10 protein-coding genes are annotated in these 14,600 nt (G+C 59.4%); 6 read left to right on the forward strand and 4 right to left on the reverse strand.

Features of this window, described 5'->3' with window-relative positions; translation table 11 throughout:
• On the forward strand, positions 1 to 2,997 hold a 2,997-nt coding region (locus ACP7B0_RS00005; protein ID WP_426138845.1), incomplete at its 5' end, for an RHS repeat domain-containing protein.
• A gap of 18 nt (positions 2,998 to 3,015) precedes the next feature.
• Here the strand turns inward: ACP7B0_RS00005 and ACP7B0_RS00010 are convergent.
• From ACP7B0_RS00010 to ACP7B0_RS00020, 3 genes are read right to left on the reverse strand one after another with little or no spacing between them, the layout of a single operon-like run.
• Positions 3,016 to 4,002 (reverse strand): alpha-L-glutamate ligase-like protein, encoded by a 987-nt coding sequence (locus tag ACP7B0_RS00010; RefSeq protein ID WP_426138846.1) that lies wholly within the window; start codon positions 4,000 to 4,002, stop codon positions 3,016 to 3,018.
• Positions 3,999 to 5,534 carry an inactive transglutaminase family protein gene (locus tag ACP7B0_RS00015; protein WP_426138847.1) on the reverse strand — a complete coding sequence of 512 codons (1,536 nt, stop codon included), beginning with the start codon at positions 5,532 to 5,534 and terminating at the stop codon, positions 3,999 to 4,001. Before ACP7B0_RS00015 ends, ACP7B0_RS00010 begins: the two co-directional genes overlap by 4 nt.
• Before the next feature lie 4 nt (positions 5,535 to 5,538).
• The gene (locus ACP7B0_RS00020; RefSeq protein ID WP_426138848.1) at positions 5,539 to 6,072 is read right to left on the reverse strand and encodes an ATP-dependent zinc protease; all 534 of its coding nucleotides are present in this window, start codon (positions 6,070 to 6,072) and stop codon (positions 5,539 to 5,541) included.
• A gap of 401 nt (positions 6,073 to 6,473) precedes the next feature.
• On the opposite strand from ACP7B0_RS00020, the gene ACP7B0_RS00025 reads away from it, so the two are divergent.
• The 5 genes from ACP7B0_RS00025 (at position 6,474) to prpF (ending at position 13,621) form a co-directional block, all read left to right on the forward strand.
• Positions 6,474 to 7,211, forward strand: a complete 738-nt coding sequence (locus ACP7B0_RS00025; RefSeq protein WP_426138849.1) for a GntR family transcriptional regulator — start codon at positions 6,474 to 6,476, stop codon at positions 7,209 to 7,211.
• Positions 7,208 to 8,101 (forward strand): methylisocitrate lyase, encoded by an 894-nt coding sequence (gene prpB / locus ACP7B0_RS00030; protein ID WP_426138850.1) that lies wholly within the window; start codon positions 7,208 to 7,210, stop codon positions 8,099 to 8,101. The genes ACP7B0_RS00025 and prpB overlap by 4 nt, the downstream gene beginning before the upstream one ends.
• 161 nt (positions 8,102 to 8,262) lie before the next feature.
• On the forward strand, positions 8,263 to 9,390 hold the full coding sequence (prpC, locus tag ACP7B0_RS00035) for a bifunctional 2-methylcitrate synthase/citrate synthase (protein WP_426138851.1): 1,128 nt from the start codon (positions 8,263 to 8,265) through the stop codon (positions 9,388 to 9,390).
• A gap of 81 nt (positions 9,391 to 9,471) precedes the next feature.
• Complete coding sequence (gene acnD, locus ACP7B0_RS00040) at positions 9,472 to 12,066, forward strand: Fe/S-dependent 2-methylisocitrate dehydratase AcnD (protein WP_426138852.1); 2,595 nt, start codon at positions 9,472 to 9,474, stop codon at positions 12,064 to 12,066.
• Positions 12,067 to 12,436: 370 nt separating this feature from the next.
• Positions 12,437 to 13,621 (forward strand): 2-methylaconitate cis-trans isomerase PrpF, encoded by a 1,185-nt coding sequence (gene prpF, locus ACP7B0_RS00045; protein ID WP_426138853.1) that lies wholly within the window; start codon positions 12,437 to 12,439, stop codon positions 13,619 to 13,621.
• A gap of 30 nt (positions 13,622 to 13,651) precedes the next feature.
• Here prpF and ppsR read toward each other — a convergent pair whose 3' ends face one another.
• Positions 13,652 to 14,470, reverse strand: a complete 819-nt coding sequence (gene ppsR / locus ACP7B0_RS00050; protein WP_426138854.1) for a posphoenolpyruvate synthetase regulatory kinase/phosphorylase PpsR — start codon at positions 14,468 to 14,470, stop codon at positions 13,652 to 13,654.
• Between the last annotated feature and the right edge of the window lie 130 nt (positions 14,471 to 14,600).

Genomic DNA, 14,600 nt, shown 5'->3' on the forward strand with positions numbered 1-14,600 from the left:
AACGGCCAGCCGCTGCTCAACCGCGACGACAACGACGTGGAAATCGCCTACCGCTACGACGCGCTAGGCCGGGTCACCGAAGAAACCGTGGCCCCCAACGATCCGCAGTTCAGCGCCACCCGCCATTACGCCTACGTGCTCAGCGCCCGTGACGACCAGCAGGCCGAACAGACCGTCACCAACGTCAAGGGCATCAAGACCCGCACGCTAATGGACGGCGCCAACCGGGTGATCGAGGAACAGCGCCAGGGTGCCGACGAAAAACAGCCCGAGGCATACCGACACACCTACCGCGCCCGGTACGACAGCCGGGGCCTGCTGATTGAGGACACGGCGTCCGACTGGCTGCCGATGGCCGGAACCCTGCAGGAACTGCCGTTGACCACCACCTACCAATACGATGACTGGGGCGAGCAACGCAGCGTGACCGGGCCGGATGGCATCGAGCACCACAAGGTTGAAGATCCGGTCAAACGCACCACTACCGAGTGGCAGACGGGCATGGGCAAAACGGTCACCCGCAATAACCTGTTCGGCAAACCGGAGTCCATCGAGCGGCTGGATCTGAGTGGTACGCGCATCAGTCTGGAAACCAACGTTTACGATGGCCTTGGTCGCACGTTTGGGCAGGTGGACGCCCTGGGGAATTCTCGCGAGTTCGGCTACGACGGGTTTGATCGGCTCATAGCCAATCGCCTGCCCGACGACGCGCAGATCGAACGAGCCTACGTTACCCACAGTCGGGAAGATTTGCCGGTCTCCATCAGCGTCGATGGCGTGCTGTTGGGTGAGCAACGCTTTGACGGGCTGGACCGTATGATCGGCTCGACCGTTGGCGGCAGGGTGACGCGCTTTGAGTTCATCGAAGGCCGTCTGCAACCGGACAAGGTGTACACGGCGAGCGGGGAGGCCATCGAATATCTGTACCAGCCGCAACTGGGCGAACAACCCATCCAGCGCAAACTTCCGGGCAGCACCGCCGATTACACCTACGACCCGAAAAATGCGCGTCTGTTGAGCGGCAAGGAGCAGGGTGAGACGCTGGAGCGCGACTATTTTGTCAGTGGCGAACTCAAGGAGGAGCGTCGGGTGCAGGGCGGCGAGGCGTACGCCATGCGCTATCAATACAGCCTTGATGGCCTGCTGCTCAGTTATACCGATGTGATGGGCGCCACTCAGACCTGGGCCTACGACACGAGCGGTCGCCTGGAAAGAACCGGTGCCGGCACGCTGACTTCGACCTTCAGTTACAACGCCTTGGGGCAGACCGAACGTATCGAGACGGTTGACAGCGCCCAAGGTCAGAGCCTGCGTGTCACTCTGGAATACGACGACATCGGACGCGAAGTGCTGCGAAGTTTTGTTCTGCCGGGTGGAGTCGAGCAGCAACTGGCTCAAGCCTATGACGCTGCCGACCACCTGCAACAACGTACCTTGCGCGAAGGCGGCACGCTGCTGCGTGACGAGACGTTCAAGTATGACCCTCGGGGTCGGCTGGAGCTGTACACCGCAACCGGACCGCTTGCGCCGGTGGACCCCGCGGACAAACAGATCCAGAGCCAGGCATTCAAGTTTGATGCGCTGGACAACCTCACCGAGGTGACGACGGTATTCGCCGGGGGCAGCAATACCGCCCTGTACGAATACAACGGCGAGGATCCTGTGCAGCTCAGTGCCATCAGCAACAGCCATGGGGATTATCCTCCGCGCATCGAACTCGTCTACGACGAGAATGGAAATCTGACGGTCGATGAAGCAGGACGGTCGCTGGAATACGATGCGTTGGGACGCTTGCTCAGTGTCAGTGCAATGGACGACACCACTGCGGCGGATTACGGCTACGACGCTCTGGACAACTTGATCAACAGCCAAAGCCCCGATGGCCAGGAACAGCGTTTTTATCGGGACGGGCAACTCGCCAGTCAGTTACGGAGTGATGAGCAACGCAGTTTTATCAGGGCGGGTGAGCATCTGTTGGCCGAACAACAAAGCGGCGCTAATGCCAGTACGCAACTGTTGGTGACCGACGCAAAAAAGACGGTGCTGGCTGAGGTCAGCCAGGATGGTTCAAACGATCTGACTTACAACGCATACGGCCACCAAAGCTCGGCCGACCCTGCGGCCAGTGGCTCGGGCTTCAATGGCGAACTGCGCGAGTCCGCCACGGGCTGGTATCTGCTGGGGCAGGGCTATCGTGCCTACAACCCGGTACTGATGCGCTTTCACAGCCCCGACAGCTTGAGTCCGTTTGATGACGGCGGCTTGAATGCCTATGCGTATTGCGTGGGGGATCCGGTGAATTATCTGGATCCGGATGGGCATATGCCTTGGTGGGTCGGCTTGGTGGCTGGCGTTGCCGCGACTGTGTTGACGGCGGGAATTGCGGCACCTGTGACGGCAGCTTTGGGCGTCAGCGCGGCTACTGCCGGTGCGGTGGCGGCTGTTGCGACTAAAGTCTCGATCGCTGCAACTGTGATTTCCGTTGGAAGTGGGGCTGGCAGCGCTATGACAGAAGGGGGGTTAAGTGAAGGGTTGGCGTGGTTGAGTCTGGGGTCGGGGATTGTTGCAGGTGCGGCAGGTGGCGTTGCTATTGGGGCGAAGATTGGAGCACGGGTCGCGGTCGCTTCTAGTGCTCGATCTTCTCAAGGTGATTCGGCAACAACACTAGCGAGTTATAGCGCACCTGACCCTGGCTATTTACCGGTTGGGAGGGACCTTGATCCAGAGACTTCCCTTGAACTGAATCACTATCTGCATGGGCGCCGTATGGAGCGACCGTATACAGGCGGGCGCCTCGGTTTTCAGGGTGGGCCATCGGGTGAAGACACCCTCACTAGACGCATGAGAATTGACTTTGAGGACAATCACGCGAGCAGTCTTGATTACCGAAATCCAATAGCAAAAAGGCTACGCGATATGGGGGGTAGAACTCATAGGGTTACCAAAATCGAAGAGATCCCAATGGAAAGTATCCGTCGCGGTTCCTATTCGGTATAACTCGGCCCATCAGGCAGGTTATGGCTGATCAGTCGCCACATGCCCAAAAACCTCCTGCGCAAACCGCACCCGCGCTTCGGGCGTCTCAATCGTGCCATCCAGCGCCAGTTGCTCCAGCCGCGCCTCTACCGCATGGGTGCGGTGAGTCAGCCCGCAGTCATTGGCGATCTGGATATTCAGGCCGGGGCGGGCATTGAGTTCCAGGATCAGCGGGCCTTTTTCCTGGTCCAGGACCATGTCCACGCCGATATAGCCCAGGCCGCATAGCTCATAGCATTCGGCAGCGAGCTTCATGAAGCCGTCCCAGTTGGGCAACTGCACACCGTCCACCGCGTGGGTGGTGTCCGGGTGTTTGGTGATGATGTTGTTGAGCCAGGTGCCCTTGAGGGTAATGCCGGTGGCCAGATCAACGCCGACGCCGATGGCGCCTTGGTGCAGGTTGGCCTTGCCGCCGGACTGACGCGTGGGCAAACGCAACATCGCCATCACCGGATAGCCCATCAGCACGATGATGCGAATGTCCGGCACACCTTCGTAGCTGATGCTCTTGAAGATCTGATCCGGGGTGACGCGGTATTCGATCAGCGCTCTGTCCCGATGGCCGCCCAGTGAATACAGGCCGGTCAGAATGCTGGAGATCTGATGCTCGATCTCCGAATGGCTGATGATCCGGCCGGAAACCGTGCGATAGCGGTCTTCAAAGCGGTCGGCAATGACCAGGATGCCATCGCCGCCCGCGCCCTGAGCAGGCTTGACCACGAAATCACGGCGTCCGCCGATGATCTCGTCCAGCTTGTCGATTTCCTTTTCGGTGGAGATCACCCCGTACATTTCCGGCACGTGAATGCCTGCCGCAATCGCCCGTTCCTTGGTGATGATCTTGTCATCGACGACAGGGTAGAGGCTGCGCTTGTTGTACTTGAGCACGTAGTCGGCGTTACGCCGGTTGATGCCCATGATCCCCTTGGCCTCCAGCGCCTTCCAGGTTTTCCACCAGCCGATCATTTGTTGTCTTCCTTGAGGAAGGCCTTGAAGCGCACCAGCTCGGTCAGGCGATAACCGCGATAGCGACCCATGGCCAGCATGAAGCCCACCAGAATCAACAGCACGGCCGGGAAGGTGAACACGAAGTAGGTCAGCTCGGGCACGCTCATGATGATGTGGGCCAGCGACGCCGCGAACAGCGTGCCGATGGCGACTTTCATGGCGTGTCCGCCGCCGCGTTCTTCCCAGGTGATCGACAGGCGTTCGATGGTCATGGTCAGAATCACCATCGGGAACAGCGCCACGGAAAGGCCGCGTTCAAGCCCGAGCTTGTGGCTGAACAGGCTGATGGCTGCGATCAGCACCACGACGAAGGTCAGCACCACCGACAGCCTCGGCAGCATTTGCAGCTTCAGGTGTTCCAGGTACGAACGCAGGGACAACCCGAGCGCTGTGATGACCGTAAACAGGATGATGCCAAACCCCAGCTGGGTTTCCCGGAACGCGAGGGCGATCAGCACCGGGGTAAAGGTACCCAGGGTTTGCAGGCCGATCAGGTTGCGCAGGATCAGGATCACCAGCACACCGATGGGGATCATCACCATGATCATGAACGTTTGCTGGGTTTGCAGGGGCAAGCCATACAGCGAGTATTCAAGGAAGTCGGCGTCGGTGTTGGCGTCGGTCAGCTTGGCCAGGCGGATGGCGTTCATTTCACTGTTATTGAGGCTGAAGCTGACGGTGGCCTTCTTGCCACCGTCGACGGTGATCAGGTTTTCTTCACCGGTCCACCACTGCAGGCGGTCCTCCGGCAAGCCTTGCTCGCCGGTGTCCGGGTTGAAATACAGCCAGTCCTTGCCGTTGAAACTGCGCAGCCACAGTTCAGGGCTTTGTGGCTGATCGGCCACCAGGCGAATGGTATGGACCTTTTCCAGTGGCACGTGAGCGATGGACAACAGTAACTCGGTCACCCGCGCCTTGTTGGCGCTTGAAGTGTCGCCCGCCAGCAGCAACTTGACGTTATCGTCGGCCAGGTTGTTGACCCGTTTGATCGCTTCGGTAATGAACGTCTCGACATCCGCCGAGTGCTGGCGGATAGGGGCGAGCAAGGCTTCGGCTGCGATTTTTTCCGGGCCTTCGACAACAATGCTGTCGCGGAAGATGGGCCCTTTGACCTTGGCCTTTTCGGTGCCGTAGCGTTTGGTCAGCACCAGCCGGTAGTAAAGCGTCTGGTTGCCGGACACGCGCCGGGCCGACCAGGTGACTTTGCGATTGCCGTCGACGCGGTTGACGCTCACCCCGTAATTATTGGAAATGAAACTCTCATTGAGGCTGATGTAGTCCCGGGCCAGAGGCGGCACGAACATCTGGATCTTGACCGGCTCCTTGGCGTTGGCAACGAACTCCACCTTGGCGTCGATATTCCACAGGTCGTCGGTTTCGTCCTCGGTCACTGGAATACCCAGCACCAGAATCTGATAGGCCGTAATCGCTATGCCCAGGGTGACGAGGATACCGATCAGGATTTTCAGATGGAGTGTAAGAGAGCGCATTGAGTTACTCGGTGATTTGAGCGGTTATTGCACAGGCGGGGCGGCCTGCTGCGTATTTAAGACTGGGATCGACCAGCGCATCGAAGCGCTTCAATGCCTCGGAGCCAATCAAAAGTGGATATTGGAAAGCACTTCGGTCGGTCAAGTTCACTTCTATGCTGCGTAAAGCTGCGCCCATGCACACATCCAGGCTGATCACCGGGCGGGCGGTGTACTTTTGTTCGTCGTCAGGATCAAGATCGTCGGCGCGACGCTTGATCTTGCTGACCCTGGCCAACGGCCTTTCGATGGGGTGCGCGTGGGCAGCATCGATGGCCAGATAAAAACGGACCCAGCTTTCGCCATTACGCTTGAAGTGCTTGATGTCCCGTGCACTCAGGGAGGCGGTCTTGGCGCCGGTGTCGAGTTTGGCGGCGACTTGCAGGTCGATGCCGGTGAGCTCGGCATATTCGTTCAAACCGTAGACCGTTTTGTCGCCAGCGACAACGGAACCGGCGAACAGGCACAGGCAGAGGGTAAGAAAAGGCTTGGAATTCATAAATCCTGGTGCGTTGGGAGCGATCCTCGGAGCCGTGCCTGCACAAAGGATGCAGGCAGGATCGTCAATCTGGGGAGGAAAATTCGCTGGCATCGTGCCACTAACGGCCATCAGGCGCGGGCGGCATTCTAGCACGAAGGGTTTTAGCCTTAGCGTCCGGATTGGAATCCAATTGCGCTGAAGCGAGTGGGCGGCGTTCCGACTTGCCCGCGAGTGGTTGTGCCAGACGACCGCTTTTCCCTTGGGCTGGAGCGTTGGCGGGCCAGCGTCGCTCCCACCGTCCTGGCAGGGTTTAAAAAATACGGCGTATTAGACGATTGTCGACAATTGACGTTTTTTGTTTGACCTGCTCGCCATATCTGGCTAGTTTTGGCGTCAGTTACTCTTTAGGTGTCGACAATATGTTGGACTCTGCTGGCCTGACCTCTCCTGCTACGGACGATTCGGAAACCCTGTCCGAAAACGTTTTTCGCCGCATTCAGGCGGCGATCGTCAAAGGCGAGATTGCGCCTGGCAGCAAGATTTCCGAGCCGGAGCTGGCGCGTACGTACGGCATCAGTCGTGGTCCGCTGCGTGAGGCTATCCATCGTCTGGAAGGGCAGCGGCTCCTGGTGCGTATTCCCCATGTGGGTGCGCGGGTGGTTTCCCTGAGCCATGCCGAGCTGATCGAACTCTATGAGATCCGTGAATCCCTGGAAGGCATGGCCTGTCGCCTGGCGGCCGAGCGCATGACGGCTCAGGAAATTGATGAGCTGCGGCGGGTGCTGGATACCCACGAATGCGACGCGGCGTTTCAGGCGGGTGTCGGCTATTACCAGCAGGAAGGCGATTTCGACTTTCATTATCGAATCATCCAGGGCAGCGGCAACCGCACGTTGACCCAGATGCTCTGCGGCGATCTTTATCAGCTGGTGCGTATGTACCGTATTCAGTTTTCCGCAACGCCCAACCGTCCGCGTCAGGCCTTTGCCGAACACCATCGCATTCTCGACGCCATTGCCGAGCGTGATGGCGAGCTGGCCGAACTGCTGATGCGCCGTCATATCGGCGCGTCCAAACGCAATATCGAGCGTCATATGCTTGAACAGACAGCCCAAGAGCAGGGCGCCGTCCAATCCCCCATCCGAGGTGAAAAATGAACTCCGACAAGCGCACTCCCGGTCAGCGTTTTCGTGACGCTGTGGCCAGTGAACATCCATTGCAGGTGGTGGGCGCGATCAACGCCAATCATGCCTTGCTGGCCAAACGGGCGGGTTTCAAGGCGATCTACCTGTCGGGCGGCGGCGTGGCGGCCGGCTCCCTGGGTGTGCCTGACTTAGGTATCACCGGGCTGGATGACGTACTGACCGATGTGCGACGTATCACGGATGTTTGCGATCTGCCGCTGCTGGTGGATGTGGATACAGGCTTCGGCTCGTCGGCTTTCAACGTGGCGCGCACCGTGCGCTCGATGATCAAGTTCGGCGCGGCGGCGATCCATATCGAAGATCAGGTGGGCGCCAAGCGCTGCGGCCATCGCCCGAACAAGGAAATCGTTTCCCAACAGGAGATGGTCGATCGCATCAAGGCCGCCGTTGATGCGCGTACCGATGACAGCTTTGTGATCATGGCGCGCACTGACGCACTGGCGGTGGAAGGGCTGGAATCGGCGCTGGAACGGGCGGCCGCTTGTATCGAAGCCGGCGCCGACATGGTGTTCCCGGAAGCCATCACCGAACTGGACATGTACAAGTTGTTTGCTGCGCGGGTGAAAGCGCCGATCCTGGCCAACATCACCGAATTCGGCGCAACCCCTCTGTTTACGGTCGATGAGCTGCGCGGCGCCGATGTTTCCCTGGTGCTCTATCCTTTGTCTGCATTCCGCGCCATGAACAAGGCGGCGCAGAACGTCTACGGCGCGATCCGTCGCGACGGCACCCAGAAAAACGTGGTCGACACCATGCAGACACGCATGGAGCTGTACGACGCCATTGATTACCACGTCTTCGAGCAGAAGCTGGACGCGTTGTTTGCGCAGAAGAAAGGCTGATTGTTGGCGCGAGCGGGCAGCGTTCCGACTTGCCCGCGAAAGGGCCTGTCAGATCGCGGAGTGGCCTTGAATCCATTGGGTTCTTCGCGGGCAAGCCTTGCTTCGACGAACACACCGACTGAATTGCCCATTCCCGAACAAATTCAAAATTGGAGAAAGCAATGGCTGAAGCAAAAGTATTGAGCGGCGCTGGCCTGCGTGGTCAGGTTGCCGGACAGACGGCCCTGTCTACTGTCGGTCAGGCCGGGGCCGGTTTGACGTACCGGGGTTACGATGTCCGTGAACTGGCCGCCGAGGCGCAGTTCGAAGAAGTCGCTTACCTGCTGCTGTATGGCGAGCTGCCAACCCAGGCCCAGCTGGACGGCTATCTGGCGAAGCTGAAAAAACTGCGGGACTTGCCCCAGGCGTTGAAGGAAGTGCTGGAGCGCATTCCAGCCGACACCCATCCGATGGATGTGATGCGCACCGGCGCGTCGATGCTCGGCACCCTTGAGCCTGAATTGAGTTTCGATCAGCAACACGATGCCACGGATCGCCTGCTGGCCGCGTTTCCCGCGATCATGTGCTACTGGTATCGCTTCAGTCATGAAGGCGAGCGCATCGACTGTGTCACGGACCAACCTTCCCTGGGCGCTCACTTCCTGCAGTTGCTGCTGGGCAAGTCACCCAGTGAGCTGCACGTCAAGGTGATGAACGTTTCCCTGATCCTCTACGCCGAGCACGAATTCAACGCGTCGACGTTTACCGCCCGGGTGTGTGCTTCTACGTTGTCGGATCTGTATTCCTGCGTCACAGCCGCCATCGGCACCTTGCGCGGCCCTTTGCATGGCGGCGCCAATGAGGCGGCCATGGCCATGATCGAGCGCTTTGCCTCGGCTGAAGACGCCGTCAGCGGCACACTGGCCATGCTTGAGCGCAAGGACAAGATCATGGGGTTTGGCCATGCCATCTATAAAGAGTCGGATCCGCGCAATGAAGTGATCAAGGGCTGGGCGAAAAAACTGGCCGATGAAGCTGGGGACACTGTGCTGTATGCGGTTTCCGAAGCCATCGACAAGACCATGTGGGAACAGAAGAAGCTCTTTCCCAACGCCGATTTCTACCACGCCTCGGCGTACCACTTCATGAGCATCCCCACCCAGCTGTTCACCCCGATTTTTGTCTGTTCGCGTCTGACCGGTTGGGCTGCGCATGTGTTCGAGCAGCGCGCCAACAACCGGATTATCCGACCCAGCGCCGAGTACACCGGCGTGGAGCAGCGCACTTTCGTGCCCATCGAGCAGCGCTGAAAGGGCTGCAATGACTGGGACAGGGGCGCCGCCGATGAGCGCTCCATCCCATCCTTAGAACCCCGTGATCGAGTCCCCCGCATGAACACTGAATACCGCAAGTCGCTGCCCGGCACCTCTCTGGATTACTTCGACGCCCGTGCGGCGGTCGACGCGATCAAGCCCGGTGCTTACGACACACTGCCGTATACCTCTCGGGTATTTGCCGAAAATCTGGTGCGCCGTTGTGATCCGGCAACGCTGACGGCGTCGCTGACCCAGTTGATCGAACGTCGTCGCGACCTGGATTTTCCGTGGTTCCCGGCGCGGGTGGTCTGTCACGATATTCTCGGCCAGACCGCGCTGGTGGACCTTGCCGGCCTGCGCGACGCCATTGCCTTGCAAGGCGGTGATCCGGCACTGGTCAACCCCGTGGTGCCCACTCAGCTGATCGTCGATCACTCTTTGGCGGTGGAACATGGCGGTTTTGAAAAAGATGCCTTCGAGCTTAACCGGGCTATCGAAGACCGTCGCAATGAAGACCGTTTTCACTTCATCAACTGGACCAAAAAGGCGTTCAAGAACGTTGATGTGATCCCGCCCGGCAACGGCATCATGCACCAGATCAATCTGGAGCGGATGTCACCGGTGGTGCATGCGCTCAATGGTGTGGCCTTCCCGGACACACTGGTCGGCACCGACAGCCATACGCCACACGTGGATGCGCTGGGTGTCATCGCCATCGGCGTCGGCGGCCTGGAAGCCGAAAGCGTGATGCTGGGCCGTGCGTCCTGGATGCGCCTTCCGGATATCATCGGCGTCGAACTGGTGGGCAAGCGTCAACCGGGCATCACGGCCACTGACATTGTGCTGGCCGTAACCGAATTCTTGCGCAGCGAAAAAGTGGTCTCGTCGTATCTGGAGTTCTTCGGTGAAGGTGCCAACGCCCTGACCTTGGGGGATCGGGCGACCATCTCCAACATGACCCCGGAGTTTGGCGCGACGGCGGCGATGTTCTACATCGACCAACAAACCCTGGACTACCTGACCCTGACGGGCCGAGAGCCCGAGCAGGTCAAACTGGTGGAGCGTTATGCCAGACAGACTGGCCTGTGGGCTGACAGCCTGAAGACCGCGCAATACGAGCGGGTGCTGACGTTCGACCTGTCCAGTGTGGTGCGCAACATCGCCGGGCCGTCCAACCCTCATCGCCGGGTGCCGACCTCGGAGTTGGCGTCCCGTGGGATTTCCGGCGTCGTCGAGAACGAGCCGGGCCTGATGCCGGATGGCGCAGTCATCATTGCCGCCATTACCAGTTGCACCAACACCAGCAACCCGCGCAACGTGATCGCCGCCGCTTTGCTCGCCCGCAACGCCAATGCGGCCGGTCTGATGCGCAAGCCATGGGTCAAGACGTCATTGGCGCCGGGCTCCAAGGCAGTTCAACTGTATCTGGAAGAAGCCAATCTGTTGCCCGAGCTTGAAAAACTCGGTTTCGGGATAGTCGGCTTTGCCTGCACCACCTGTAACGGCATGAGTGGCGCACTGGACCCGAAAATCCAGCAGGAAGTCATCGACCGCGATTTGTATGCCACGGCCGTGTTGTCGGGTAACCGTAACTTCGACGGGCGCATTCACCCTTACGCCAAGCAGGCATTCCTGGCCTCGCCGCCGTTGGTGGTCGCCTATGCCATTGCCGGTACCATCCGTTTTGATATCGAGAAGGACGTACTGGGCACTGACCTCAACGGCAATCCGCTCACCCTGAAAGACATCTGGCCGAGCGACGAGGAAATCGATGCCGTGGTCAAGGCCAGCGTCAAGCCTGACCAGTTTCGCAAGGTCTACATTCCGATGTTCGAGATCAAGGCCGATGACGGCGAAAAGGTCTCGCCGCTCTACGACTGGCGCGCGCAAAGCACCTACATCCGACGTCCGCCGTACTGGGAAGGCGCGCTGGCCGGGGCTCGACCGCTCAAGGGGATGCGCCCTCTGGCTGTGCTGGGCGACAACATCACCACCGACCACTTGTCGCCTTCCAACGCCATCATGCTCGACAGCGCGGCAGGGGAGTACCTGGCGAAAATGGGCTTGCCGGAAGAGGACTTCAACTCCTATGCCACCCACCGCGGCGATCACCTGACGGCTCAGCGCGCGACCTTTGCCAACCCGAAACTGCTCAACGAAATGGTCCAGGTGGACGGCAAGGTCAAGCAAGGTTCACTGGCGCGTATTGAACCCGAAGGCAAAGTCACCCGTATGTGGGAAGCTATCGAAACCTACATGGAGCGCAAACAGCCGCTGATTATCATTGCCGGCGCCGATTACGGTCAGGGTTCGTCCCGTGACTGGGCCGCCAAAGGTGTACGCCTGGCCGGCGTCGAAGCCATTGCCGCCGAAGGTTTCGAGCGGATTCACCGCACCAATCTGGTGGGCATGGGCGTGTTACCGCTGGAGTTCAAACCCGGGGTTGATCGTCATACGCTCGCTATTGATGGGAGCGAAACCTTTGATGTGATCGGCGAACGTATTCCGCTGAGCACCCTGACACTGGTCATTCACCGCCAAAGTGGCGAGCGTGTAGACGTGCCGGTGACGTGCCGACTGGACACCGCCGAAGAAGTCTCGATCTACGAGGCGGGCGGGGTGCTGCAGCGCTTTGCCCAGGACTTCCTGGCTTCGACTTCAGCAGTCTGATCCGGGTCGCACATTGGCTGTGTTGCTCTGTAGGAGCGAGCTTGCTCGCGATAGCGTCAGTTCATCAGCGCGCAGGTCGCCGGAGAAATTGAATCGCGAGCAAGCTCGCTCCTACAGGTTTTCGTTCATATAAGTCACATCGTCCAGACGCAGCCGGCTTCCGACTCTTTGTTACTGATTCGGGGTTCACATTGGCTGTGGTGTTGCTCTGTAGGAGCGAGCTTGCTCGCGATAGCGTCAGTTCATCAGCGCGCAGGTCGCCGGAGAAATTGAATCGCGAGCAAGCTCGCTCTACAGGTTTTGTTTCATATAAGTCACATCGTCCAGACGTACCCGGCTTCCGATTCTTTGTTACAAGGACACTGATCCGATGACTCACTCAGCGCAGATCAAAATTCCCGCCACCTACATGCGTGGCGGCACCAGCAAGGGTGTTTTCTTTCAACTGCAGGATTTACCCCTCAATGCGCAGGTTCCGGGTGCGGTCCGTGACGCTTTGCTGCTGCGGGTGATTGGCAGCCCCGATCCTTACCAGAAGCAGATCGACGGCATGGGCGGCGCAACGTCCAGTACCAGCAAAACGGTGATCGTGTCCAAAAGCACCAAGGCTGATCACGATGTGGACTACCTGTTCGGTCAGGTCTCCATCGACAAACCGTTCGTGGACTGGAGCGGTAATTGCGGCAACTTGTCGGCAGCGGTTGGCCCATTTGCCATCAGCAGCGGCCTGATGGATGCCGCCCGTGTTCCTCACAACGGTGTCGCCGTGGTGCGCATCTGGCAGGCCAATATCGGCAAGACCATCATTGCCCATGTGCCCATTACTGAGGGCGCTGTGCAGGAAACCGGTGATTTCGAGCTGGACGGCGTGACGTTCCCGGCCGCCGAAGTCCAGCTGGAGTTCCTCGACCCGGCAGCAGACGAGGAGGGCGCGGGTGGCTCGATGTTCCCCACCGGCAATCTGGTGGACGATCTCGAGGTGCCGGGCGTCGGCACGTTCAAGGCGACCATGATCAACGCCGGAATTGCGACCATCTTTGTCAATGCCAGCGACCTCGGCTACACCGGCAGCGAATTACAGGACGACATCAACGGCGACCCCAAGGCACTGGCGATGTTCGAGACGATCCGTGCCTACGGCGCTTTGCGCATGGGGTTGATCCAGCATCTGGACGAAGCCGCCCAACGTCAGCACACGCCCAAGGTGGCCTTTGTTGCGCCACCTGCCGGCTACGTGGCTTCCAGCGGTAAACCGGTGGCCGCCGACAGTATTGATCTGCGGGTACGCGCCTTGTCGATGGGCAAACTGCACCACGCCATGATGGGCACGGCCGCCGTCGCTGTCGGCACCGCTGCGGCCATCCCCGGCACGCTGGTGAACCTGGCGGCCGGTGGCGTGAACCGGGACGCGGTTCGTTTCGGTCATCCCTCCGGCACCTTGCGGGTGGGTGCCGAAGCGGTGCAGAGCGGCGGTGAATGGAAAGTCACCAAGGCCATCATGAGTCGCAGTGCGCGGGTGTTGATGGAAGGTTGGGTGCGGGTTCCGGGAACCTGATGAACCATGGCAGGTGCGGCGGCGCCAACCCTACTTGAAACGCCGCTCCACGCCTTTTTCGACCAGTACCTTGGCCGAGATTTCCTCCACCGAAAAGTGCGTGGAATTGATGTTCGGGATGTTTTCGCGGCGAAACAGGTTCTCCACTTCCCGGACTTCGAATTCGCACTGTGCGTAGCTGGCGTAGCGGCTGTTGGGTTTGCGTTCGTGACGAATCGCGGTTAAACGATCTGGGTCAATGGTCAGGCCGAATAACTTGTTACGGTGTTCCTTGAGCGCCGTAGGCAGTTGCAGGCGCTCCATGTCGTCTTCGGTGAGCGGGTAGTTGGCCGCGCGGATGCCAAATTGCATGGCCATGTACAGGCAGGTGGGCGTTTTGCCGCAGCGGGAAACGCCGACCAGGATGATATCGGCCTTGTCGTAGTAGTGCGTGCGCGCCCCGTCGTCGTTGTCCAGGGCGAAGTTGACGGCCTCGATGCGCTCCATGTAGTTGGAGTTGTGCCCGATAGAGTGGGATTTGCCCACCGAATAGGAAGAGTGTGAACTAAGCTCTTGTTCCAGAGGTGCGAGAAAGGTCGAGAAAATGTCGATCATGAATCCGTTGGACGTCGCCAGGATCTCACGGATTTCCTGGTTGACGATGGTATCGAAGATGATCGGGCGTACATCGTCTCTTTCGGCGGCGTTGTTGATTTGTTGTACCATCGCCCGCGCTTTCTCGACGCTGTCGATGTACGGCCTCGTGAACTTGTTGAACGTAATGGTCTCAAATTGGGCGAGCAGGCTCTGGCCAAGTGTTTCGGCCGTGATGCCGGTGCCGTCGGAGATAAAGAAAGCAGATCGTTTCATTTGCGCCTTGGGCCTTAAGCTGGTGACGATTCTTGGATATCATAGGCGCGCTTGCGGGCCTGGGTGGTCCGCATTCTCACTTATTTTAATGCCCCAGGCCACAAACGCCCGCCAGCGCACTACAGGCTCC

Origin of the sequence: Pseudomonas sp. DWP3-1-2 (assembly GCF_049896285.1) — a bacterium.
Taxonomy (GTDB): domain Bacteria; phylum Pseudomonadota; class Gammaproteobacteria; order Pseudomonadales; family Pseudomonadaceae; genus Aquipseudomonas.

What these genes read in the sequence shown, in the direction of transcription:
- acnD (WP_426138852.1), top strand. Translation starts at nt 9,472, where the DNA reads ATGAACACTGAATACCGCAAGTCGCTGCCCGGCACCTCTCTGGATTAC.
- ACP7B0_RS00020 (WP_426138848.1), bottom strand. Translation starts at nt 6,072, where the DNA reads ATGAATTCCAAGCCTTTTCTTACCCTCTGCCTGTGCCTGTTCGCCGGT.
- ACP7B0_RS00015 (WP_426138847.1), bottom strand. Translation starts at nt 5,534, where the DNA reads ATGCGCTCTCTTACACTCCATCTGAAAATCCTGATCGGTATCCTCGTC.
- ACP7B0_RS00010 (WP_426138846.1), bottom strand. Translation starts at nt 4,002, where the DNA reads ATGATCGGCTGGTGGAAAACCTGGAAGGCGCTGGAGGCCAAGGGGATC.
- prpC (WP_426138851.1), top strand. Translation starts at nt 8,263, where the DNA reads ATGGCTGAAGCAAAAGTATTGAGCGGCGCTGGCCTGCGTGGTCAGGTT.
- prpB (WP_426138850.1), top strand. Translation starts at nt 7,208, where the DNA reads ATGAACTCCGACAAGCGCACTCCCGGTCAGCGTTTTCGTGACGCTGTG.
- ACP7B0_RS00025 (WP_426138849.1), top strand. Translation starts at nt 6,474, where the DNA reads ATGTTGGACTCTGCTGGCCTGACCTCTCCTGCTACGGACGATTCGGAA.
- ppsR (WP_426138854.1), bottom strand. Translation starts at nt 14,470, where the DNA reads ATGAAACGATCTGCTTTCTTTATCTCCGACGGCACCGGCATCACGGCC.
- prpF (WP_426138853.1), top strand. Translation starts at nt 12,437, where the DNA reads ATGACTCACTCAGCGCAGATCAAAATTCCCGCCACCTACATGCGTGGC.